14 protein-coding genes are annotated in these 18,048 nt (G+C 52.8%); 8 read left to right on the top strand and 6 right to left on the bottom strand.

Annotated elements, in window-relative coordinates; genetic code table 11:
- Entirely contained in the window at positions 1-2,499 is a 2,499-nt protein-coding gene (locus ACFQ0F_RS07810) for a penicillin-binding protein 1A (RefSeq protein ID WP_340675483.1), read from the bottom strand.
- A 154-nt stretch (positions 2,500-2,653) separates the two neighbouring features.
- Here ACFQ0F_RS07810 and ACFQ0F_RS07805 point away from each other — a divergent pair, with 154 nt between their 5' ends.
- The 6 genes from ACFQ0F_RS07805 (at position 2,654) to ACFQ0F_RS07780 (ending at position 12,347) form a co-directional block, all read left to right on the top strand.
- Positions 2,654-3,964 (top strand): secretin N-terminal domain-containing protein, encoded by a 1,311-nt coding sequence (locus ACFQ0F_RS07805; RefSeq protein WP_340675484.1) that lies wholly within the window; start codon positions 2,654-2,656, stop codon positions 3,962-3,964.
- Positions 3,951-4,433, top strand: coding sequence for a shikimate kinase AroK (gene aroK, locus ACFQ0F_RS07800; protein WP_379072149.1), 483 nt, complete (start codon positions 3,951-3,953; stop codon positions 4,431-4,433). The genes ACFQ0F_RS07805 and aroK overlap by 14 nt, the downstream gene beginning before the upstream one ends.
- A 28-nt stretch (positions 4,434-4,461) precedes the next feature.
- A complete protein-coding gene (gene aroB, locus ACFQ0F_RS07795; protein ID WP_379070856.1) occupies positions 4,462-5,556 on the top strand; it encodes a 3-dehydroquinate synthase in 1,095 nt (364 codons plus the stop codon).
- Positions 5,553-6,281, top strand: coding sequence for a hypothetical protein (locus ACFQ0F_RS07790; protein ID WP_379070853.1), 729 nt, complete (start codon positions 5,553-5,555; stop codon positions 6,279-6,281). The genes aroB and ACFQ0F_RS07790 overlap by 4 nt, the downstream gene beginning before the upstream one ends.
- 150 nt (positions 6,282-6,431) lie before the next feature.
- Positions 6,432-10,898 (top strand): glutamate synthase large subunit, encoded by a 4,467-nt coding sequence (gene gltB, locus ACFQ0F_RS07785; protein WP_379070850.1) that lies wholly within the window; start codon positions 6,432-6,434, stop codon positions 10,896-10,898.
- 27 nt (positions 10,899-10,925) lie between these two features.
- A complete protein-coding gene (locus ACFQ0F_RS07780; protein WP_379070847.1) occupies positions 10,926-12,347 on the top strand; it encodes an FAD-dependent oxidoreductase in 1,422 nt (473 codons plus the stop codon).
- A 90-nt stretch (positions 12,348-12,437) separates the two neighbouring features.
- Here the strand turns inward: ACFQ0F_RS07780 and ACFQ0F_RS07775 are convergent, their stop codons facing one another.
- Positions 12,438-12,812, bottom strand: coding sequence for a hypothetical protein (locus ACFQ0F_RS07775; protein ID WP_379070845.1), 375 nt, complete (start codon positions 12,810-12,812; stop codon positions 12,438-12,440).
- An 89-nt stretch (positions 12,813-12,901) separates the two neighbouring features.
- Between ACFQ0F_RS07775 and hemE the strand changes: the two genes are divergently transcribed.
- Entirely contained in the window at positions 12,902-14,002 is a 1,101-nt protein-coding gene (gene hemE, locus ACFQ0F_RS07770) for a uroporphyrinogen decarboxylase (protein WP_379070842.1), read from the top strand.
- 50 nt (positions 14,003-14,052) lie between these two features.
- On the opposite strand, the gene ACFQ0F_RS07765 is transcribed toward hemE, so the two are convergent.
- Together ACFQ0F_RS07765 and ACFQ0F_RS07760 are read right to left on the bottom strand one after the other, a co-directional pair.
- Complete coding sequence (locus ACFQ0F_RS07765) at positions 14,053-14,769, bottom strand: hypothetical protein (protein ID WP_379070839.1); 717 nt, start codon at positions 14,767-14,769, stop codon at positions 14,053-14,055.
- Between the two features lie 89 nt (positions 14,770-14,858).
- The gene (locus tag ACFQ0F_RS07760; protein WP_379070836.1) at positions 14,859-16,655 is read right to left on the bottom strand and encodes an ATP-binding cassette domain-containing protein; all 1,797 of its coding nucleotides are present in this window, start codon (positions 16,653-16,655) and stop codon (positions 14,859-14,861) included.
- A gap of 117 nt (positions 16,656-16,772) precedes the next feature.
- On the opposite strand from ACFQ0F_RS07760, the gene ACFQ0F_RS07755 reads away from it, so the two are divergent.
- Entirely contained in the window at positions 16,773-16,964 is a 192-nt protein-coding gene (locus tag ACFQ0F_RS07755; RefSeq protein WP_379070833.1) for a SlyX family protein, read from the top strand.
- A 58-nt stretch (positions 16,965-17,022) separates the two neighbouring features.
- Here the strand turns inward: ACFQ0F_RS07755 and ACFQ0F_RS07750 are convergent, their stop codons facing one another.
- A complete protein-coding gene (locus tag ACFQ0F_RS07750) occupies positions 17,023-17,517 on the bottom strand; it encodes a DUF4442 domain-containing protein (RefSeq protein WP_340675495.1) in 495 nt (164 codons plus the stop codon).
- 5 nt (positions 17,518-17,522) lie between these two features.
- Positions 17,523-18,011, bottom strand: coding sequence for a YajQ family cyclic di-GMP-binding protein (locus ACFQ0F_RS07745; protein WP_379070830.1), 489 nt, complete (start codon positions 18,009-18,011; stop codon positions 17,523-17,525).
- Positions 18,012-18,048: the final 37 nt, after the last annotated feature.

The following is an 18,048-nucleotide window of genomic DNA, read 5'->3' as shown; positions in this document are numbered from 1 at the left end:
TTAGGGCACGCTATTGAGTAGGCGCTTGATAGCACCACTGATGCCACCCTCTGTCGCACCTTCTGCCGATGCCGGATCGACCGGCACGGGTATCGGCTCAGGAATCGCCGGCACACGCTCATCAGTGAACCATTCCTTAACCGCATTTGGGTCGTCGTCTACGGTGCGCTGACCTGTCGTGCGATCGATGGTAATGGCTGTTAAGCCTGGTGGTGCTGGCGGCAAGCTCATCGGCATGCCGCGTAAAGCCGTCGCCATGTATTCACGCCAGATTGGCAGTGCGGCAACGCCACCGTATTCACTGCGACCTAAGCTTGCAGGCTTATCGAAACCGACCCAGCTCACTGCGACCATCTTGCCGTTAAAGCCAGCAAACCACGCGTCTTTGGCCTCATCGGTGGTGCCGGTTTTGCCGGCAAGATCGCTACGGCCAAGGCTGAGTGCTGCACGCCCGGTACCGCGCACAATCACGTCCTGCATGATGTTGTACATCTGCCATGCTGCGCGCGGACGCATGATACGTAAGGCGGGATTTTTGTCTGCGGCAGGCGTTGTGCTGAGGCCGCCGATTTGCAGCTCGCTATTGATTGGTGCTTCGCTGCTGTCATCGGCTTCAGCTGGAATTACCGTGGTGCCGTCTTCGTTTTCGGCAGCCCCACTGGTTTCAAGTGCACTGGCAACGATGGCCGTTGGTATCTCGCACTCGCGGCAAACACGACGAGGGTTGGCCTCGAAAACAATTTTGCCTGAACGGTCGACCACTTTTTCGATGAAATAGGGGTTGATGCGCAAGCCACCGTTGGCGATGGCGGCAAAAGCCGTGGCCATTTGTACCGGCAACACTTCACCTGTGCCTAGCGCTAGCGTTAGGTTGTTAGGCATATGTTTTGGGTCGATACCAAAGCGGCTGATGTAGTTGCGCGCCGACGACACGCCAACGGCTTGCAGTAGGCGGATCGAGACCAAGTTGCGGGACAAGTAGAGCGCGCGCCGTAGCGTGATCGGGCCCATGAATTTACCGTCAGAGTTGCTCGGTTGCCAGCCATCGAAATCGAGTGGGGCATCGTCAATCAAGCTCGCTGGCGTATAGCCGCGCTCCAGTGCTTTCGCATAAATAAACGGCTTGATGATGGAGCCGGCCTGACGCCGGCCTTGTATTGAGCGGTTAAATTTACTGCGCGAGTAGTCAAAGCCGCCAACCAGCGCTTCGATCGCGCCAGTCTCAGGGTTGAGAGCAATCAACTGGCCCTGCACTTGTGGAATCTGCGCCAAAGTCCAGCTTTTACCATTGGGCTGAAGACGAATAATGTCGCCAACTTTCAGGATTTGGCTGGCGGTCGTGGGTAGGTTGCTATAACGATTGGTGTCGATATAGCGGCGCGCCCAGCGCATAGCATCCCAGTTCAATACCACGCGTTCGCCTGAGCGCAGTTCGACGGTTGCGGACTGCTTGGCTACCGCTGAAACAACGGCGGGTTCAAGTGTGCCGATGCGTGAAAGTGTATTGAGCGGTGTAGTGTCTACGCGCGCTTCGGCGCCGCGCCAGCCATGGCGACGGTCATAGGCTAAGAGGCCATTGATAACGGCGTTATTGGCGGCGTCTTGATTGCTCACACCCACGGTGGTGTAGACCTTATAGCCAGAGTCATAGACTTTTTCGCCGAAACGCTCGAGTAGCGCTTCACGCACCATTTCGGCCAAGTACGGCGCGGAGACATCCTGCAAGCTACTTTTGTAGTTCAGGCCGACAGGTGCTTTCAGCGCCTTGTCGTGGTCGGCTTTATTGATGAAGCCGAGCTTAAGCATGCGACCGATGATCCAGTTGCGGCGGACCATGGCGCGATCAGGATTGGCCACTGGGTTATAGCGCGATGGCGCTTTGGGCAGGCCGGCAATCATCGCCATTTCGGCGACAGTGAGCTGCGCGACGGGCTTGCCATAATAAATTTTGGCGGCAGCACCAATGCCATAGGCGCGCTGACCTAAGTAGATTTTATTGAGATAGAGCTCGAGAATCTCTTGCTTGGTAAGCGAGTCTTCGATGCGTTTAGCGAGCAGAATTTCGGTGAATTTGCGATTGAATGTGCGGGCATTGGTGAGGAAGTAGTTTTTCGCCAGCTGCATGGTAATCGTCGAGCCACCAGAGCGAATGCTGCCGCTGGTGACGAGCTCGCCAAAGGCGCGGCCTAGGCTGGAGTAGTCGATGCCGTCATGCTGGAAAAATTGGTCATCTTCGGCTGCTAAAAACGCATTAACCAAGGTTTTCGGAATCTGTGCATAGGTCAATGGCACCGTGTGCTTAACGCCGAACTCGCTAATGACTTTACCTTCGCGGGTAAGCACTTGCAGCGGCGTTTCGTAACGCACTTCCTTCAATATGGAAATGTCGGGTAGCTCTGGGGTTAGCGTTAGCCAAGAGCCGCTAGCGCTCAGCGTAATACCTGCTAGGCCTAAGCCCATCCAGCGCAACCAACGAAATGACACGGCCTGTTCGCTCATAACTCACCTTGTGCGTACATCGAGCTAGTGCTCGCAAGAGCGCGAAGTATACGCTTGCTTAACGACGACTGACACGGGGAGCGGTTGGCATTTCGTTGTCGGCGTTGCTACACCTAGTGTGTGATGCCGAGGTTGAGCTGCCAAGGAGGGCTGCATGTGTAACGTGCTTAGTTGGGCGGCGTGGCTATGCTTTGTATTGATCTGGCCGACTGCACATGCAGCAAATTTGAAAGTCAGTCTAAGTGACGCCGATGCGCGCGCCGTTATTGTCGATATGGCGCGTTCGGCAAAAATTAATGTGCTGCTCAGTGATCGCGTGCAAGGCAAAGTGACCATTGAGGCCAAGGCTCAAGACCGTGTCGGCCTGCTCGATGCTGTTTTGCATGCTCGCGGATTGGCTCGTGAAAAAGTTGGCGATATTTTCTGGGTGGCTCCGCTGGATGAGATTACGCAGCGCGATACGCAGGCGCGCGCCAAAGCCCTAGCGCAAGAGTCTCGAGAACCGCTAATGACTGAGCTGATTATCTTGCATCATGCGAAGTCATCGGAGCTAGTTAAGCTACTGTCGAGTACGAATGCTGGTGAGCGCTTACTTGGCCCGCGTGGTCGTGCCGATGCCGATAGCCGAACTAACACGCTATTGGTGACCGATCATGCCGCGCGCTTAGCACAGCTGAAGCAGTGGCTGCTAACGCTCGATCGTGCCAGTCGGCAAGTGTTGATCGAGTCGAAGCTGGTTTCTGTGTCGCGCAATAAATCCAGTGCTTACGGCGCGCAATGGTCATTCAAGCGCGTTAATGGCAGTGGCTTGATCCCATTGTCCGCAACAGGCGTTGATGCTTCAGCTATTCGCTATGGCTTATTAGGCATCGATGGGCCAACGCTAGATCTAACGCTATCGGCACTAGTTAGTGAGGGTGATGGCAAAATTCTGGCTCGACCTAGTGTTATGACTGCTGAGCAGCAGCCCGCACGCATTGCCTCGGGGCAGCAAATTCCCTATCAAGAAACCACGCAAAGCGGCGCAAGCACCACGCGATTTATCAATGCTGAATTGAGCTTAGATATCGTGCCGGCGATTTCGCTAGGCGGAGATATTCAGTTGTCATTGAAGCTCAGTCACGACAGTCCAGGCGAGCTGCAGCCCAATGGTTCACGCGCTATTGATACCAATCGTTTAGAGACACAAGTGCGATTACGGGATGGTCAGACCCTAGTGCTTGGCGGTATCTTTCGCCAACAAGCAGTAAAAGCTACCAGTGCAGTGCCTTTTTTGGGCAAAATACCCTTGCTTGGTGCCTTGTTTAGGCGCGATACCATGCGCCAAGATGAACAAGAGCTGTTTATTTTTGTCACCCCTAAGCTGATAAGCGACGCTGTTTATCCAACGGAAGAAACGGGAACACACGATGCACCAGGCGAGGGTGAAGAATATTTTTCTAGTCGGACCGATGGGAGCGGGTAAAACCACTATCGGCCGTCAGATAGCCGAGCTTTTGCGCTGGGACTTTATCGATTCAGATCATGAAATCGAAGCGCGTACGGGCGCAAATATCCCGTGGATCTTTGATATTGAAGGCGAAACTGGCTTTCGCCAGCGCGAGTCCATGGTTATTGAGGCACTAACGCAGCGGCAGCATATCGTTTTAGCAACGGGCGGCGGCGCTATCATGCGCGCTGAAAATCGCGCGGCTTTACATGCACGCGGCACGGTTATTTACTTGGAAACGCCGGTAGAGCGTCAGCTTGAGCGCACGGCGCGCGACCAAAACCGGCCATTGCTGCAAACGCCAGACCCACGCGCTAAACTCACCGCCTTGCTTATTGAGCGTGACCCTCTGTATCGCGAGGTTGCGCACTACATCATGCCCACCGAGCGCAGCAGCGCGCGCGATGTCGCATTCCATATTTTACAAGTGTTGGGTTTACGCTAAGTCCGCACTTTAGTCAGGTCGAGAACCCATGCCCGTGTTAACCGTGGCCTTAGGTCAGCGCAGTTACCCTATTCATATCGATGAGCAGGTATTTGCCCAAGCCGATTTGCTCTTGCCGCATATTGTCGGCCGCCAAGTCATGTTGGTCAGCAACACCACGGTCGCTCCGCTGTATCTGGCTCCCGTGCGCGAGGTTCTGCAGAAGGCCGGCTTAACCGTTGCTGATGTGATTTTGCCCGATGGCGAGCAGTACAAAGATTGGCAGCATTTACAGCTTATTTTTGATGCCTTGCTGCAGGCTCGATTTGGCCGTAAAGCCACATTAATAGCGCTTGGCGGCGGCGTGATTGGCGATATGACCGGCTTTGCTGCCGCCACGTATCAGCGCGGCGTTAATTTTATTCAGATTCCCACCACCTTGCTCGCGCAAGTCGATTCCTCTGTGGGCGGCAAAACCGGCATCAATCATCCTTTGGGAAAAAATATGATTGGTGCCTTTATGCAGCCACAAGTGGTTTTGGCCGACACTGCCGTGCTGCGCACTTTGCCTGATCGTGAGCTGTCGGCGGGTTTGGCTGAAGTCATCAAATACGGCTTGATTCGCGACACTACGTTTTTGCAATGGCTGCATGAGCAGATGCCAGCATTGATGGCGCGCGAACCAGCGGTTTTAGCTGAGGCTGTGGCGCGCTCCTGTCAGCATAAAGCCGAAGTGGTTGCCGCCGATGAGCTAGAGCAGCATGATGTCCGCGCATTGCTTAATTTAGGTCATACCTTTGGTCATGCCATCGAAACCAATATGGGCTATGGCAGCTGGCTACACGGCGAAGCGGTCGCAGTTGGCATGTTGATGGCGGCAGATTTGTCGCAACGCATGGGCTGGATTAGCGCCACCGAAGTGAAAGAGTTGCGCACATTGCTGCTCGCTGCTGGCCTGCCTGTGCAAGCTCCTGTGAGTATTTCGCAAGCAGATTTTCTGACCGCTATGGCGGTAGATAAAAAGAACGTTGATGGTCAATTGCGTTTGGTGCTGCTGAAGCGCGTGGGCGAGGCCGTGGTAGTTGATATGACTGACCTAAGCTTAGTTCGCGACACTTTGGCTGCAGCTGGAGTCACGGCATGAATGTCTCTCGCTTCCAGTCACGCATCGGTCTCGCTCTGATCGTGGTATTCATAATCGGCTTGGTCGTGCTCAATGCCAGAGTACCTGAGCGTGTCGACATGAATGAAAAAGAGCTGGGTAATATCGTACGTGCTGGCGAAACCGAATTTAAAGAAGGCTTTGGTGCCTTCCCTGAAATAGTGCCTGATAATGGTGGCGACCAGCCTGTGCCTTTTGATGGTTTAGCGCCGCAGCGCTACTCGCAATATCGTTCGGAGCAATGGCTGGCGGCACAAGACAAAGCTGGCTACACAATTCAGCTTGCGGTGTTTTCGTCTGAGCGAGGCGCAACGGAGTTTTTGACGCAAAATGGCAATAGCGCCGATTTACGCTATTTTGAGTTGCCAGAAATGCCAGACCCTGCACTGGGCTTAGTCACAACAGCAAGGTCACGCTTCGTTGTAAGCTATGGTGAGTTTTACAGCAGCGACCAAGCGGTAGCGGTGGCGGAGAGCTTGACTGGCTTTGGCGGGCAGTTTTTAGTGCGCCCGTGGGAGAGTTATCAAATTTCGCTGGCATCGGTGCGCGCTGTTTTAGCGAAAAATTACTTGGCGCAGCAGGAGGCGCTGGCAAATGCTAGGGCGGCAGCGGCTGCTAAAGCAGAGTCAGCAGAGCTAACAGCTCAGCCATTTCAAGGAGTAGACCCAGTCGAGTCGCTACAAAAAAATCAGGGTCGAGCTCCGTAGTTTTTTTTACAGGCCGGCGCGTGAGATCACCACTGGCTAATTGAGTAAAACGCGGTTTTCCAGTAATATGCGCATCCATTTTTTGTGGTATGCGATTTTACTGTGTCCACAAGGAAACCATAAACCTTTGTTTCATAAGGTGACTTATTGATGGAAGAACCAACGGTCGTCAACGCAGGCTTATATCATCCCGACGAATTTCGCGATAACTGCGGGTTTGGCCTCATAGCGCACATGACAGGCGATGCTAGTCACCACCTAGTTCAAACAGCTATTGAGTCACTCAGCTGCATGACGCACCGAGGCGCTATTGCTGCCGATGGCAAGACCGGAGACGGTTGCGGTTTGTTGTTGGCCATGCCTCGAGAGTTCTTCAAGTCTGTTGCTCAAGCCGAGTTAGGCGTTAGCCTCAATGAGCGCTTCGCGGCAGGCCTAGTCTTTCTTAATACCGATCCAGTGAAAGCACAGCACGCGCGCGATACATTAGCTGCCGAGTTGGCAGCTGAAGGTTTAAGTGTTGCTGGCTGGCGTAAAGTGCCTACCGATAACAGTATCCTCGGCGAGATCGCCTTGCGCTCTTTACCGGTTTTTGAGCAAGTCTTTGTGCAGGCTGACGGCTTTGATGAAGAGACTGCTAATCGTAAGCTATTTTTAGCGCGTCGCCGTGCAGAGCAAAAGCTGCGTGATGACTTGCTGTATTACGTCACGACACTATCGACACAAGTCATATCGTATAAAGGTTTGGTGATGCCGGCAGATTTGCCGAGCTTCTTCACCGATCTCGGCGATCCTCGCATGGCTACGCATATCTGCGTATTTCACCAGCGCTTCTCCACCAATACGCTGCCTCGCTGGCCTTTGGCTCAGCCATTCCGCTACTTGGCGCACAATGGTGAAATCAATACTGTCAGTGGTAATCGTCAGTGGGCATTGGCGCGTACGCCGAAGTTTACCCATCCAGATTTACCGGGCCTGACTGAGCTGACGCCGCTCATCAACCTGACCGGCTCTGACTCATCCAGCCTCGATAATATGCTGGAGATTCTACTAGCTGGCGGCATGAGCCTATTCCGTGCTCTGCGTACGCTAGTGCCTCCTGCATGGCAAAACGTCGACTCCATGGATACCGATCTACGTGCATTTTACGAATATAACGCTAAGCACATGGAAGCTTGGGATGGCCCGGCAGGTTTAGTCATTACCGATGGTCGTTATGCGGTTTGTATGCTCGATCGTAATGGCCTGCGTCCAGCGCGCTATGTCATCACTAAAAACGGCTATATCACGCTAGCGTCTGAGATTGGCGTGTGGAATTACGCGCCAGAAGATGTCATTTCTAAAGGTCGTGTTGGCCCAGGTAAGTTGATTGCTGTCGATACGCAGACCGGCACTTTGCTCGATACTAAAGCTATCGATGATGTGCTGAAAAATGCGCAACCTTATAAAAAATGGCTACGTGCAGAAGCTCGTCGTATCGAAAGCGACCGTGCTTTAGAGAAGCAGCTGCTTGGCCAAGTGTCTCGTGAGCGCTTAAATATTTACCAAAAAATGTTCTTGGTAACGTATGAAGAGCGCGATCAAATTATTCGTCCGCTAGCAGAGGCTGGCCAAGAAGCTGTCGGCTCAATGGGCGATGACACGCCAATGGCTGTTCTCTCTGGTCGCGTGCGGCACTTGGCGGATTATTTCCGCCAGCAGTTTGCCCAGGTCACTAACCCGCCAATTGATCCTTTGCGCGAAGCTATTGTGATGTCTTTGGAGACAGCATTTGGTCCAGAGCTGAATATCTTTGAAGAGACGCCAGAGCATGCGCGTCGCGCGATTGTTTCCAGCCCTGTACTTTCGCATAGCAAGTTCCAGCAGCTGCAAAGCGTTGATCTGCCAGGCTTTGAGTCGGAAGCTATCGACTTAAACTATGCCGAAGATGAAGGCTTGCAAGCGGCGATACTACGAGTTTGTAAACAAGCTGAGGCTGCAGTCAGTGCTGGTCGTTCGCAGCTAGTCTTAAGTGACCGAAATATTCGTGAAAACTACTTGCCAATCAACGCATTGATGGCAACTGGTGCTATTCACCATTATTTAATAAAAGTGGGTTTGCGCTGTGACGCTAACCTTATTGTAGAAACGGCTGTCGCGCGCGATGCACACCATTTCGCCGTTTTATTAGGCTTTGGTGCTACCGCTATTTACCCTTATTTGGCTTATGACATCATTGCCGATATGGCTCGCAGCGGCGAAATCCTTGGCGACCCACTTGAGGCGCAAGCGTATTTCCGCAAAGGCGTCGATAAAGGTCTACTGAAAATCCTATCAAAAATGGGTATTTCTACAGTGGCCTCTTATCGTGGCGCTCAGCTTTTTGAGGCGGTTGGTCTTAATCGTGAAGTGGTCGACCTTTGCTTCAAAGGTGTACCAAGCCGCATTCAAGGCGCTGGCTTTGCTGAGCTGGAAGTCGATCAGCGTTTACTTGGTGCAGATGCATGGCGTGCGCGTAAGCAAATTGATCAAGGTGGCTTGCTCAAGTTTGTTTATGGCAAGGAGTATCACGCCTTTAATCCAGACGTGATCAATAGCCTACACACGGCCGTACGCTCCGGTGCTTACAGCGACTATCAGGCCTATGCCGACTTGGTGAACTTACGCCCAGTGACGACACTGCGTGATTTATTGCAGCTGAAAAAAGCTGCGACACCATTGGCGATTGACACAGTCGAGCCGCTGGAAGCAATTCTGCGACGCTTCGACTCAGCAGGCATGTCATTGGGCGCGCTCTCGCCTGAGGCTCACGAGTCGATTGCTATTGCCATGAACACTCTCGGCGGTCGCTCTAACTCCGGTGAGGGCGGCGAAGATCCTGTGCGCTATGGCACACTGAAAAACTCGAAAATTAAGCAAGTTGCATCGGGTCGTTTTGGTGTCACGCCAGCTTACTTAGCTAGTGCTGAAGTGCTGCAGATTAAAGTTGCTCAAGGCGCTAAGCCGGGCGAGGGTGGCCAGTTGCCAGGCGGCAAGGTCAATGCTCTGATCGCTCGTTTGCGCCATTCGGTGCCTGGTGTAACGCTGATTTCACCACCACCGCATCACGATATTTATTCGATCGAAGATTTGTCGCAGCTTATTTTTGACTTGAAGCAAGTCAATCCAAGAGCATTAGTGTCGGTCAAGCTCGTGTCTGAACCTGGCGTTGGTACCATTGCTGCTGGTGTTGCCAAGGCCTACGCCGACCTCATCACTATTTCCGGTTATGACGGCGGTACTGCAGCTTCGCCCTTGAGCTCGATCCATCACGCCGGTTCGCCATGGGAGTTAGGTCTGTCTGAAGCGCAACAAGCGCTGCGTGCTAATGACCTGCGCGGCAAGGTGCGCGTGCAAACCGATGGCGGCTTGAAAACTGGTCTCGATGTGGTGAAGGCGGCTATTTTAGGTGCAGAAAGCTTTGGTTTCGGCTCAACACCGATGATCGCTTTAGGCTGTAAATACCTGCGTATTTGCCATTTGAATAACTGCGCCACTGGTGTTGCTACTCAGCAAGATAAATTGCGTCAGGACCACTTCATTGGTGAGCCCGAAATGCTGATGAACTTCTTCAAGTTCATCGCAGAAGAGACGCGCCAATGGTTGGCCGTGCTCGGTGTAGCCTCACTGAGCGAGCTAATTGGTCGTACTGACTTGCTTGAATGTCTGCCCGGCACGACTGAAAAGCATAAGCGCCTAGACCTGATGCCATTGTTGAAAAACGATCACATATCTGCAGATAAACCACAGTTCTGCCAAGACAAGCGCAACGAGCCATTCGATAAAGGTGTGTTGGCTGAGAAGATTGTGGCTGAGATCCTGCCGGCGATTGAAGGCAAGAAAGGTGGTGAGTTTAGTTACTCTATCGGTAACTGTGACCGCTCAATTGGCGCACGAGTATCGGGTGAAATTGCACTGCGTCATGGCGATCAAGGCATGAGCGATGCACCGATCACATTGAAATTCACTGGTACTGCCGGCCAGAGCTTTGGCGTCTGGAATGCCGGTGGCCTGAACCTACACCTCGAAGGTGATGCCAACGATTACGTCGGTAAAGGCATGGCTGGCGGTCAGTTGGTGATTCGTCCTTCGAAAGGCGCTGCATTTAAGTCGCAAGACACGGCCATAATCGGCAACACCTGCCTCTATGGCGCAACGGGCGGCACACTTTATGCTGCCGGTACTGCTGGCGAGCGATTCGCGGTACGTAACTCGGGGTGTCATGCAGTCATTGAAGGCGCTGGCGATCATTGCTGCGAATACATGACTGGTGGTTTGGTTACTATTTTGGGCTCAACAGGCTTGAACTTTGGTGCCGGTATGACTGGCGGCTTCGCCTATGTGCTCGACTTGGAGAATAACTTCTTCGATCGTTGCAATCATGAGTTGATCGAGATTCATCGCATCAGTACCGAACCTATGGGCCCACATCGCCATCACTTGAAGTCGGTATTGCGTGATTACGTAAAAGCGACTGATAGTGACTGGGGGCGTGTCGTGTTGGAGGAGTTTGATGATTACCATCGCAAATTCTGGCTGGTTAAACCTAAAGCCGCCAACATTAAAGAACTGCTGAAAAGCACCGTGTCTAATCCGCAGTAAGCCCGAACGGCAATAAGAGGCAAGATCATGGCAGAGCGCCTAAATAACGATTTTCAATTCTTGGATGTGGCGCGTCATGACCCATCTAAGAAAGCTCTTGGTGTCCGCCGAGCGGAGTTTATCGAGATTTATCAACCATTTACTAAGCCAGAAGTGGAAGGCCAGTCGCATCGCTGCTTAAGTTGCGGCAACCCCTACTGCGAGTGGAAGTGCCCCGTGCACAACTATATTCCTAACTGGTTGCAGTTGGTTTCTGAGGGGCGTTTGTTTGAGGCAGCAGAGCTTTGCCACCAAACCAATACGCTGCCAGAAGTCTGTGGCCGCGTTTGCCCGCAGGATCGTTTATGCGAAGGCGCTTGCACCCTCAACGATGGTTTTGGCGCTGTGACTATCGGCAATACTGAAAAGTATATTGTCGATACGGCGTTTGCTATGGGCTGGCGTCCAGATCTGTCTGGCGTAGTCGCGACGGGTAAAAAAGTGGCGATTATTGGTGCCGGCCCTGCTGGCTTGGGCTGTGCCGACGTGTTGACTCGTGCCGGTGTGAAAGCAGTGGTGTTTGATAAAAATCCAGAAATCGGTGGTTTGCTGACCTTTGGCATCCCCGAGTTCAAAATGGAAAAAACGGTGATGAGCCAACGTCGCGAAATTTTCAGCGACATGGGCATTGAGTTCCGCCTTAACACCGAAATCGGCAAAGACATAAGCATCGATGAGCTGCTAGGCGAGTATGACGCTGTCTTCATGGGCATGGGCACATACACCTATATGAAAGGTGGTTTTCCCGGCGAAGAGCTACCCGGTGTTTACGATGCGCTAGACCTGCTTATCGCCACCGTAAATCGCAATCTCGGCTTCGAGAAAGACCCTGCGGATTACATCGATATGTCCGGTAAAAAAGTGGTGGTGCTTGGTGGTGGTGACACGGCCATGGACTGCAACCGTACATCGATTCGTCAGGGTGCGGAGAGCGTGACTTGCGCTTATCGCCGTGATGAAGAAAACATGCCGGGCTCACGCCGCGAAGTTCGTAATGCGCGCGAAGAGGGTGTGCAGTTTATGTTTAACCGTCAGCCAGTGGAAATCGTTGGCGACGGCTATAAAGTCACTGGCGTGAAGGTCGTCGAAACTCAGCTTGGCGAGCCTGATGCACGTGGCCGCCGTAGCCCAGAACCAGTGCCAGGCTCAGAGCAAATTTTGCCAGCCGATGCCGTGGTTCTGGCCTTTGGTTTCCGTCCTAGCCCGGCCGATTGGTTCGCGACCACGAGCATCGACACCGATAGCTCAGGCCGTGTGACTGCGCCAGAAGTTGCTACCTATAAGTTCCAAACCAGCAACCCGAAAGTGTTTGCCGGTGGCGATATGGTACGTGGTTCTGATTTGGTGGTGACAGCGATTTGGGAAGGCCGCCAGGCAGCTGAAGGCATCATGGATTATCTAGACGTTTAAATAATCCTGACCGATAAAAAAGGCCAGCATCAACGCTGGCCTTTTTTATGTCTCGAGAAACGTCGTGGCGCGCTCTATGAAAGCTAAGAGTTACTCTCGGCAGTCATTACCTTGAGTGCGCCAGCGTAGAATCACTTTCTGCTTATTGACTTCAAAATAGGTTTGGCAGCGGCGAGTTATCGTGTTGCTACCAAAGCCGAGGCCAGTAAAAAATCCACCATTGCTGCTGCCGGTAAAAACCCCGGTCTGTACGCTGGGTGAGCTGGTATAGCTCGATTGTTTATCCCAGGTATAAACCGTATTACCGTTAGGGGCTTCGAAACTACCGCTGGGATAGCCCCAGTCATCCATCACCACATTGATAGATTTGCCGACATAGGTGTCGATACGTGCCTCATAGCGCTCGCGAGTGGCGCAGGCGCTAACCATCGTAATTGCTATCAATATCAGCAAAAGTCGCGTCATGACTGAGTACTCCCTCGTTCGCTGCTACAATACGCCGGCCTTGGTGCAGACAGCAAATGCACCGCAAAACTGATTGGAGGAAAGTGTCGATGTCTGAGTTGCAAAATGACCGCTACTTACGCGCCTTGCTGCGTCAGAGCACCGACCGCACACCGGTTTGGATGATGCGCCAAGCCGGGCGCTATCTGCCTGAATATCGCGCTACTCGCGCTCAAGCCGGCGACTTCATGAAGCTAATGAAAAACCCTGAGCTCGCCTGCGAAGTCACAATGCAGCCGCTGCGTCGCTTTCCTCTTGATGCCGCGATTTTATTCTCCGACATCCTGACTATTCCCGATGCCATGGGTTTGGGTCTGTATTTTGAAACTGGCGAAGGCCCGCGCTTTCAACGTACGGTGCGCACCATGGCCGATGTCGCGGCGCTGCCTATCCCGGACCCTGAGTTAGACACAGGCTATGTGATGGATGCGGTGCGCACGATTCGTCGCGAGCTAAAAGGCCAAGTGCCGCTGATTGGCTTTGCTGGCAGTCCGTGGACATTAGCGACGTATATGATTCAAGGCGGTTCCTCGCGCGATTTCCGCGAGTCGAAAACCTTGATGGCGACGAACCCAGAAGTGCTGCACGCACTGCTCGATAAACTCGCGCAATCGGTAACACTGTATTTGAATGCGCAAATTCGTGCCGGCGCGCAAGCGATTCAGATTTTCGACTCATGGGGCGGGGCGCTTTCACATGGTGCTTATCGCGAGTTTTCATTGCGCTATATGCAGCAAATCATCGATGGTTTGATCCGTGAAAACGACGGGCGTCGTGTGCCCATTACGCTGTTTACCAAAGGCGGCGGGCAATGGCTGGAAGCGATGGCTGATACTGGTGCTGATGCCTTAGGCCTAGATTGGACCACCGACTTAGGCGAGGCGCGTGCTCGCGTAGGCCATCGTGTTGCGCTGCAAGGCAATATGGATCCATCCATGCTCTACGCGCCACTGCCACGTATCGAGCAAGAAGTAGAGCAACTGCTAACTAGCTATGCCAATGCTTGGACGCCTGAGCTCGGTGAAACCGCCGGTAGCGGCCATATCTTCAACCTAGGCCATGGCATTGAACAGTTTGTTGATCCGGTGCACGCCGGTGCGTTCATTGAGGCCGTGGTACAGCGCTCGGGGAAATTCCACCAGCCGCGCTAAGAGACGAAGGTAGCTAGAGTTTAGTCATTTAAGCTCTAGCTACGCCGCTCTCAACCACGCCAGCTTTGGATGCGAGGCTCTGGAAATATCATTGTAAAGTCAGTGATTTTTATCGCAGCGATACAGCGGCCTTTCGCTAAGTCGGGAAAATAATCTGAGTTAAACTTCCAGTCGATTACCTTCGCCCATTTGCCATGGCCAGTCGTTGACGGTGTTAGCGTGTACTCAAGACCTTCCCAAACTTGCGACAATGTGCGAATAGCTTTTGGCACGAGATTAGTCGGAAGCGGCAGTTTAGGGCCCATGCTACTAAGAACTAATTCGGCAATCATGTCGCCATTATCGGCAGTGAGACGAGCAGAGTCGGTGCCGCTATCATTAAAGTTGATCTCAAAGTCGCAGCGATCCTTCGGGATACCCCAGTTGCTCCTTCCATTAGTAACTGAGGCTTGGCTCGATACATAAATGCGACTAATACTGGCACGACGGGCATCGTTAAACTGAAAGCTTCCAGGTATGAATAACAGCTCTTGGTAAGGACCGACTGGGCTACTGTCGTAGTTCACGAGCATGGCAAGGCTAAGCTTGCTGCGGCGAGATTTACGTAAAGAGCTTGGTGTGAATGTGCAGCTATCCAGTACATCTTCGGGCATTTTTAACGCGATTAAATAGCCTTGGCCAGTCAGTGTCCAAGGAGCTGGTGCTAGCACATCAGGGAGATCGGTATTGTCGCAGGAAGGTGTATTGAGTGAGGCTAAAGCTGTCATTTAAGGCGCTCATTTAAATTAATGCGCGCAGCCTGCCAAAGCGTGACCGCTTGGTCAAGCTTTGAGGCACACACTTTGCTTTTTTGTCCTTAAGCCTCGCCGCCAAACTCTTCCCAGCGTGACAGCAACACCAATAACTCATCATCAATTAATGGCAGGCGCTGAGCCATCGCGGTGGCTTTTTCGAGATCGCTAACAAAGAGTTGGCCATCGGCAAGTGCCGCTTGTAGCTCGGCCTGCTCAGCTTCCAAGGCATCGATTTTCCCAGGAATAGCATCGAGTTCGCGCTGCTCTTTAAAGCTGAGCTTGCGCTTGGCTGGCTTCGCAGAAGTGGCCGCGGCTTTCGCCGTAGGCACTTCGCTCACCGTGCTAATGGGCTCTGGACGTTGGCGCAACCAATCAGCATAACCGCCGACGTATTCATTGATCTGACCTTCGCCTTCAAATACCCATGTGCTCGTTACAACCGCGTCTAAAAAGGCTCGATCGTGGCTAATCAGCAGTAAGGTGCCTGGATAGCTAACCAGCAGCTCCTCAAGCAGCTCCAATGTTTCAACATCGAGGTCGTTGGTAGGTTCGTCGAGGATGAGCACGTTGCTTGGCCGCGTGAATAGTTTGGCCAGCAGCAAGCGATTACGCTCGCCACCCGACAGCGCTTTCACTGGCGTACGGGCGCGTTGAGGTGAGAATAGGAAGTCTTGTAGATAGCCCAGGATGTGTTTGCGCTGACCATTAATCTCTATGTAATCCGAACCTTGCCCAACGTTATCAACCACGGTGGCCTCAAGGTCGAGGGCGCTACGGAGCTGGTCAAAATAGTTCACGGACAGCTGAGTGCCGTGAGTGATTTTGCCAGCGTCGGGCTCGAGGTCATCTAGCAGCATACGAATTAGCGTGGTTTTGCCGACGCCGTTATCGCCGATTAGGCCAATTTTATCGCCACGCATAATGACTGTAGAGAAATCTTGAACGAGGTTGAGGCCACCGAGACTCAGGCTTAAGCTCTCTGCCGTTAGTACAAGCTTGCCTGAACGTTCGGCTTCGGCCATTACCAAGCGCGCGTTACCTTGGCGATTACGGCGCTCAGCGCGCTCACGGCGTAGTTGTTCTAAGTCACGCACGCGGCCTTCGTTACGGGTACGGCGGGCTTTAATGCCTTGGCGTATCCAGACTTCTTCTTGCGCGAGCTTTTTATCAAACACCGCGTTTTGATGGCCTTCGGCGCTTAGCTGCTCAGCTTTGCGTTCTAAATAGGCTTCGTAATTGCCGGGGTAGCTGCGCAGTTGGCCACGATCGACTTCGACCAAGCGAGTCGCTAAATTGCCTAAGAAGCGACGATCGTGACTGATGAACAACAGCGTGCCATTCCAGCCTAAAAGGAAATCTTCGATCCAAGTGATCGAGCGTACGTCGAGGTGGTTGGTGGGCTCATCGAGCAGCAAGATGTCGGGCTCGGTAACCAATGCACGTGCGAGCAAAACGCGGCGCTTACGACCACCAGAAAGCGAATTGAAGTCTGCGTATGGGTCGAGGCTTAAGCGCGTAGTGATCTTGTTGATGCGGATCTGGATTTCCCAGTCCTCCAAAGCGGCATCGCTATCGGGCAGATCATCAAAGCCGCCGGCAATAATGTCCTCAACCGTTCCGGTCCAGCCCTGTGGCACCTCTTGGCGCAATGACGCGACGCGAGCACCTTGTGTGCGCATGACTTCGCCGGTGTCGGCTATCAATTCGCCGGCAATGATTTTTAGCAGGGTCGATTTACCCTCGCCATTGCGGCCAATAACGCAGACACGCTCGCCACGCTCAAGGCTAAACGACACTTTTGATAGCAGCGCGGGGCCGCCAAAAGCAATGGATACATCACGCAGAGAAAGCAAGGCCATGGGTATAACAACAGCTGAAGTTTGAGTGGCGCGCAGTCTAGCAGATGCGCGGCTCTAGAGCCTCTGCCATACTGCGCGACACACAGGTTTTGGCGGGGAGTAGTGATGGAGTCGCGTTTGACAGACTTAGAAGTAAAAGTCGCCTATCAGGATGACTTGCTTGATGCCTTAAATCGATTGGTGGCGACGCAGCAGGATCATATTGCGCGCTTGCAGGGCGATATGCGTCACTTATACGAGCAGATGAAAACGCTGCAGCCTAGCGGCATGGGTGACTCTGATGTTGAGCCACCGCCGCCGCATTATTGAGGCGCAATGCTTGCCTGATTAAGTGTGCCTTTTCTCAGATGTGCAGTACGGCGAGCGCTTATTTGCGCTTCTTGCTGGTCCAAGCCCAGAGCATCTCGCAATTCACCGGCTGCTCGCCAGTGGCGTCAGTCACCACGACCGGCACCAGCACTTCACCTTTTGGCTCGTTACGAATACGGTTGATGTCGGCTTGCGTGAGCGTTGCCACTGCGCGCAAATCACCTGATGAACGGCGAACATAATCGACCTTCAAGGTTTTAATCAGCGGCATTTTGTCATCGGGCAAGTTCACGCCAACAACAAAGCCTGAGGCGGTTTCTGCTAAGAGCGCCATCGCTGCTGCGTGCACGCTTTTGATGTGATTTTGCACTTTACGGCGGTTCTTGATGCTGACAATCACACGGGTTTCGCTGATCTCTTCATAGAGCAGAGCCGAAGTGCCAACAAAAGGCACTACTCGACCAAAAATCATTGAAATAGCGCGTTGGCGTAAACTTTCTGGCAGGGCCTGAAAAGGCCGCATGGCGCGCGTGATGTTATTGCTAAAAGCCATCGCTATTAATCCTTGAAATTATTGAATTGCAGCGGCAAACCCAGCTGCTGCTCGCGTAAAAATGCCATTACGGTTTGTAAGGTATCGCGCTTTTTATCGCTCACGCGCACTTTGTCGCCCTGAATACTGGCTTGAACTTTATGGCCATTTTCTTTTAATAGCTTCACTACTTTTTTTGCAGTGTTGCTGTCCAAACCATCTTTCAGCTTGATGATTTGGTGCATGAACTTGCCCGAGGCTTCCATTTTTTGTGGATCGAAAACTTGTGGGTCGACTTTGCGCTTGATCATTTGGCTTTCGAGCATGGCGAGCACTTGCTCGACCTGAAAGTCTGATTCAGCGCTAAGTTTAATTTCTTTGTTTTTCTCGTTGAAGCTTACCGATACTTCCGAGCCGCGAAAGTCGAAACGCGTAGCGATCTCTTTCGTGGTGTTTTGTACGGCGTGATTAACCTCGTAAACCTCGAGTTCTGAAACGACATCCATCGATGGCATGGTAAAGTGCTCCTTGGCAATGATGGGGCGAGTGTAG

It is taken from the genome of Paraperlucidibaca wandonensis, from assembly GCF_042677145.1.
GTDB classification, from domain to species: domain Bacteria; phylum Pseudomonadota; class Gammaproteobacteria; order Pseudomonadales; family Moraxellaceae; genus Perlucidibaca; species Perlucidibaca wandonensis.
This window is presented reverse-complemented; position numbering and strand designations above follow the sequence as displayed.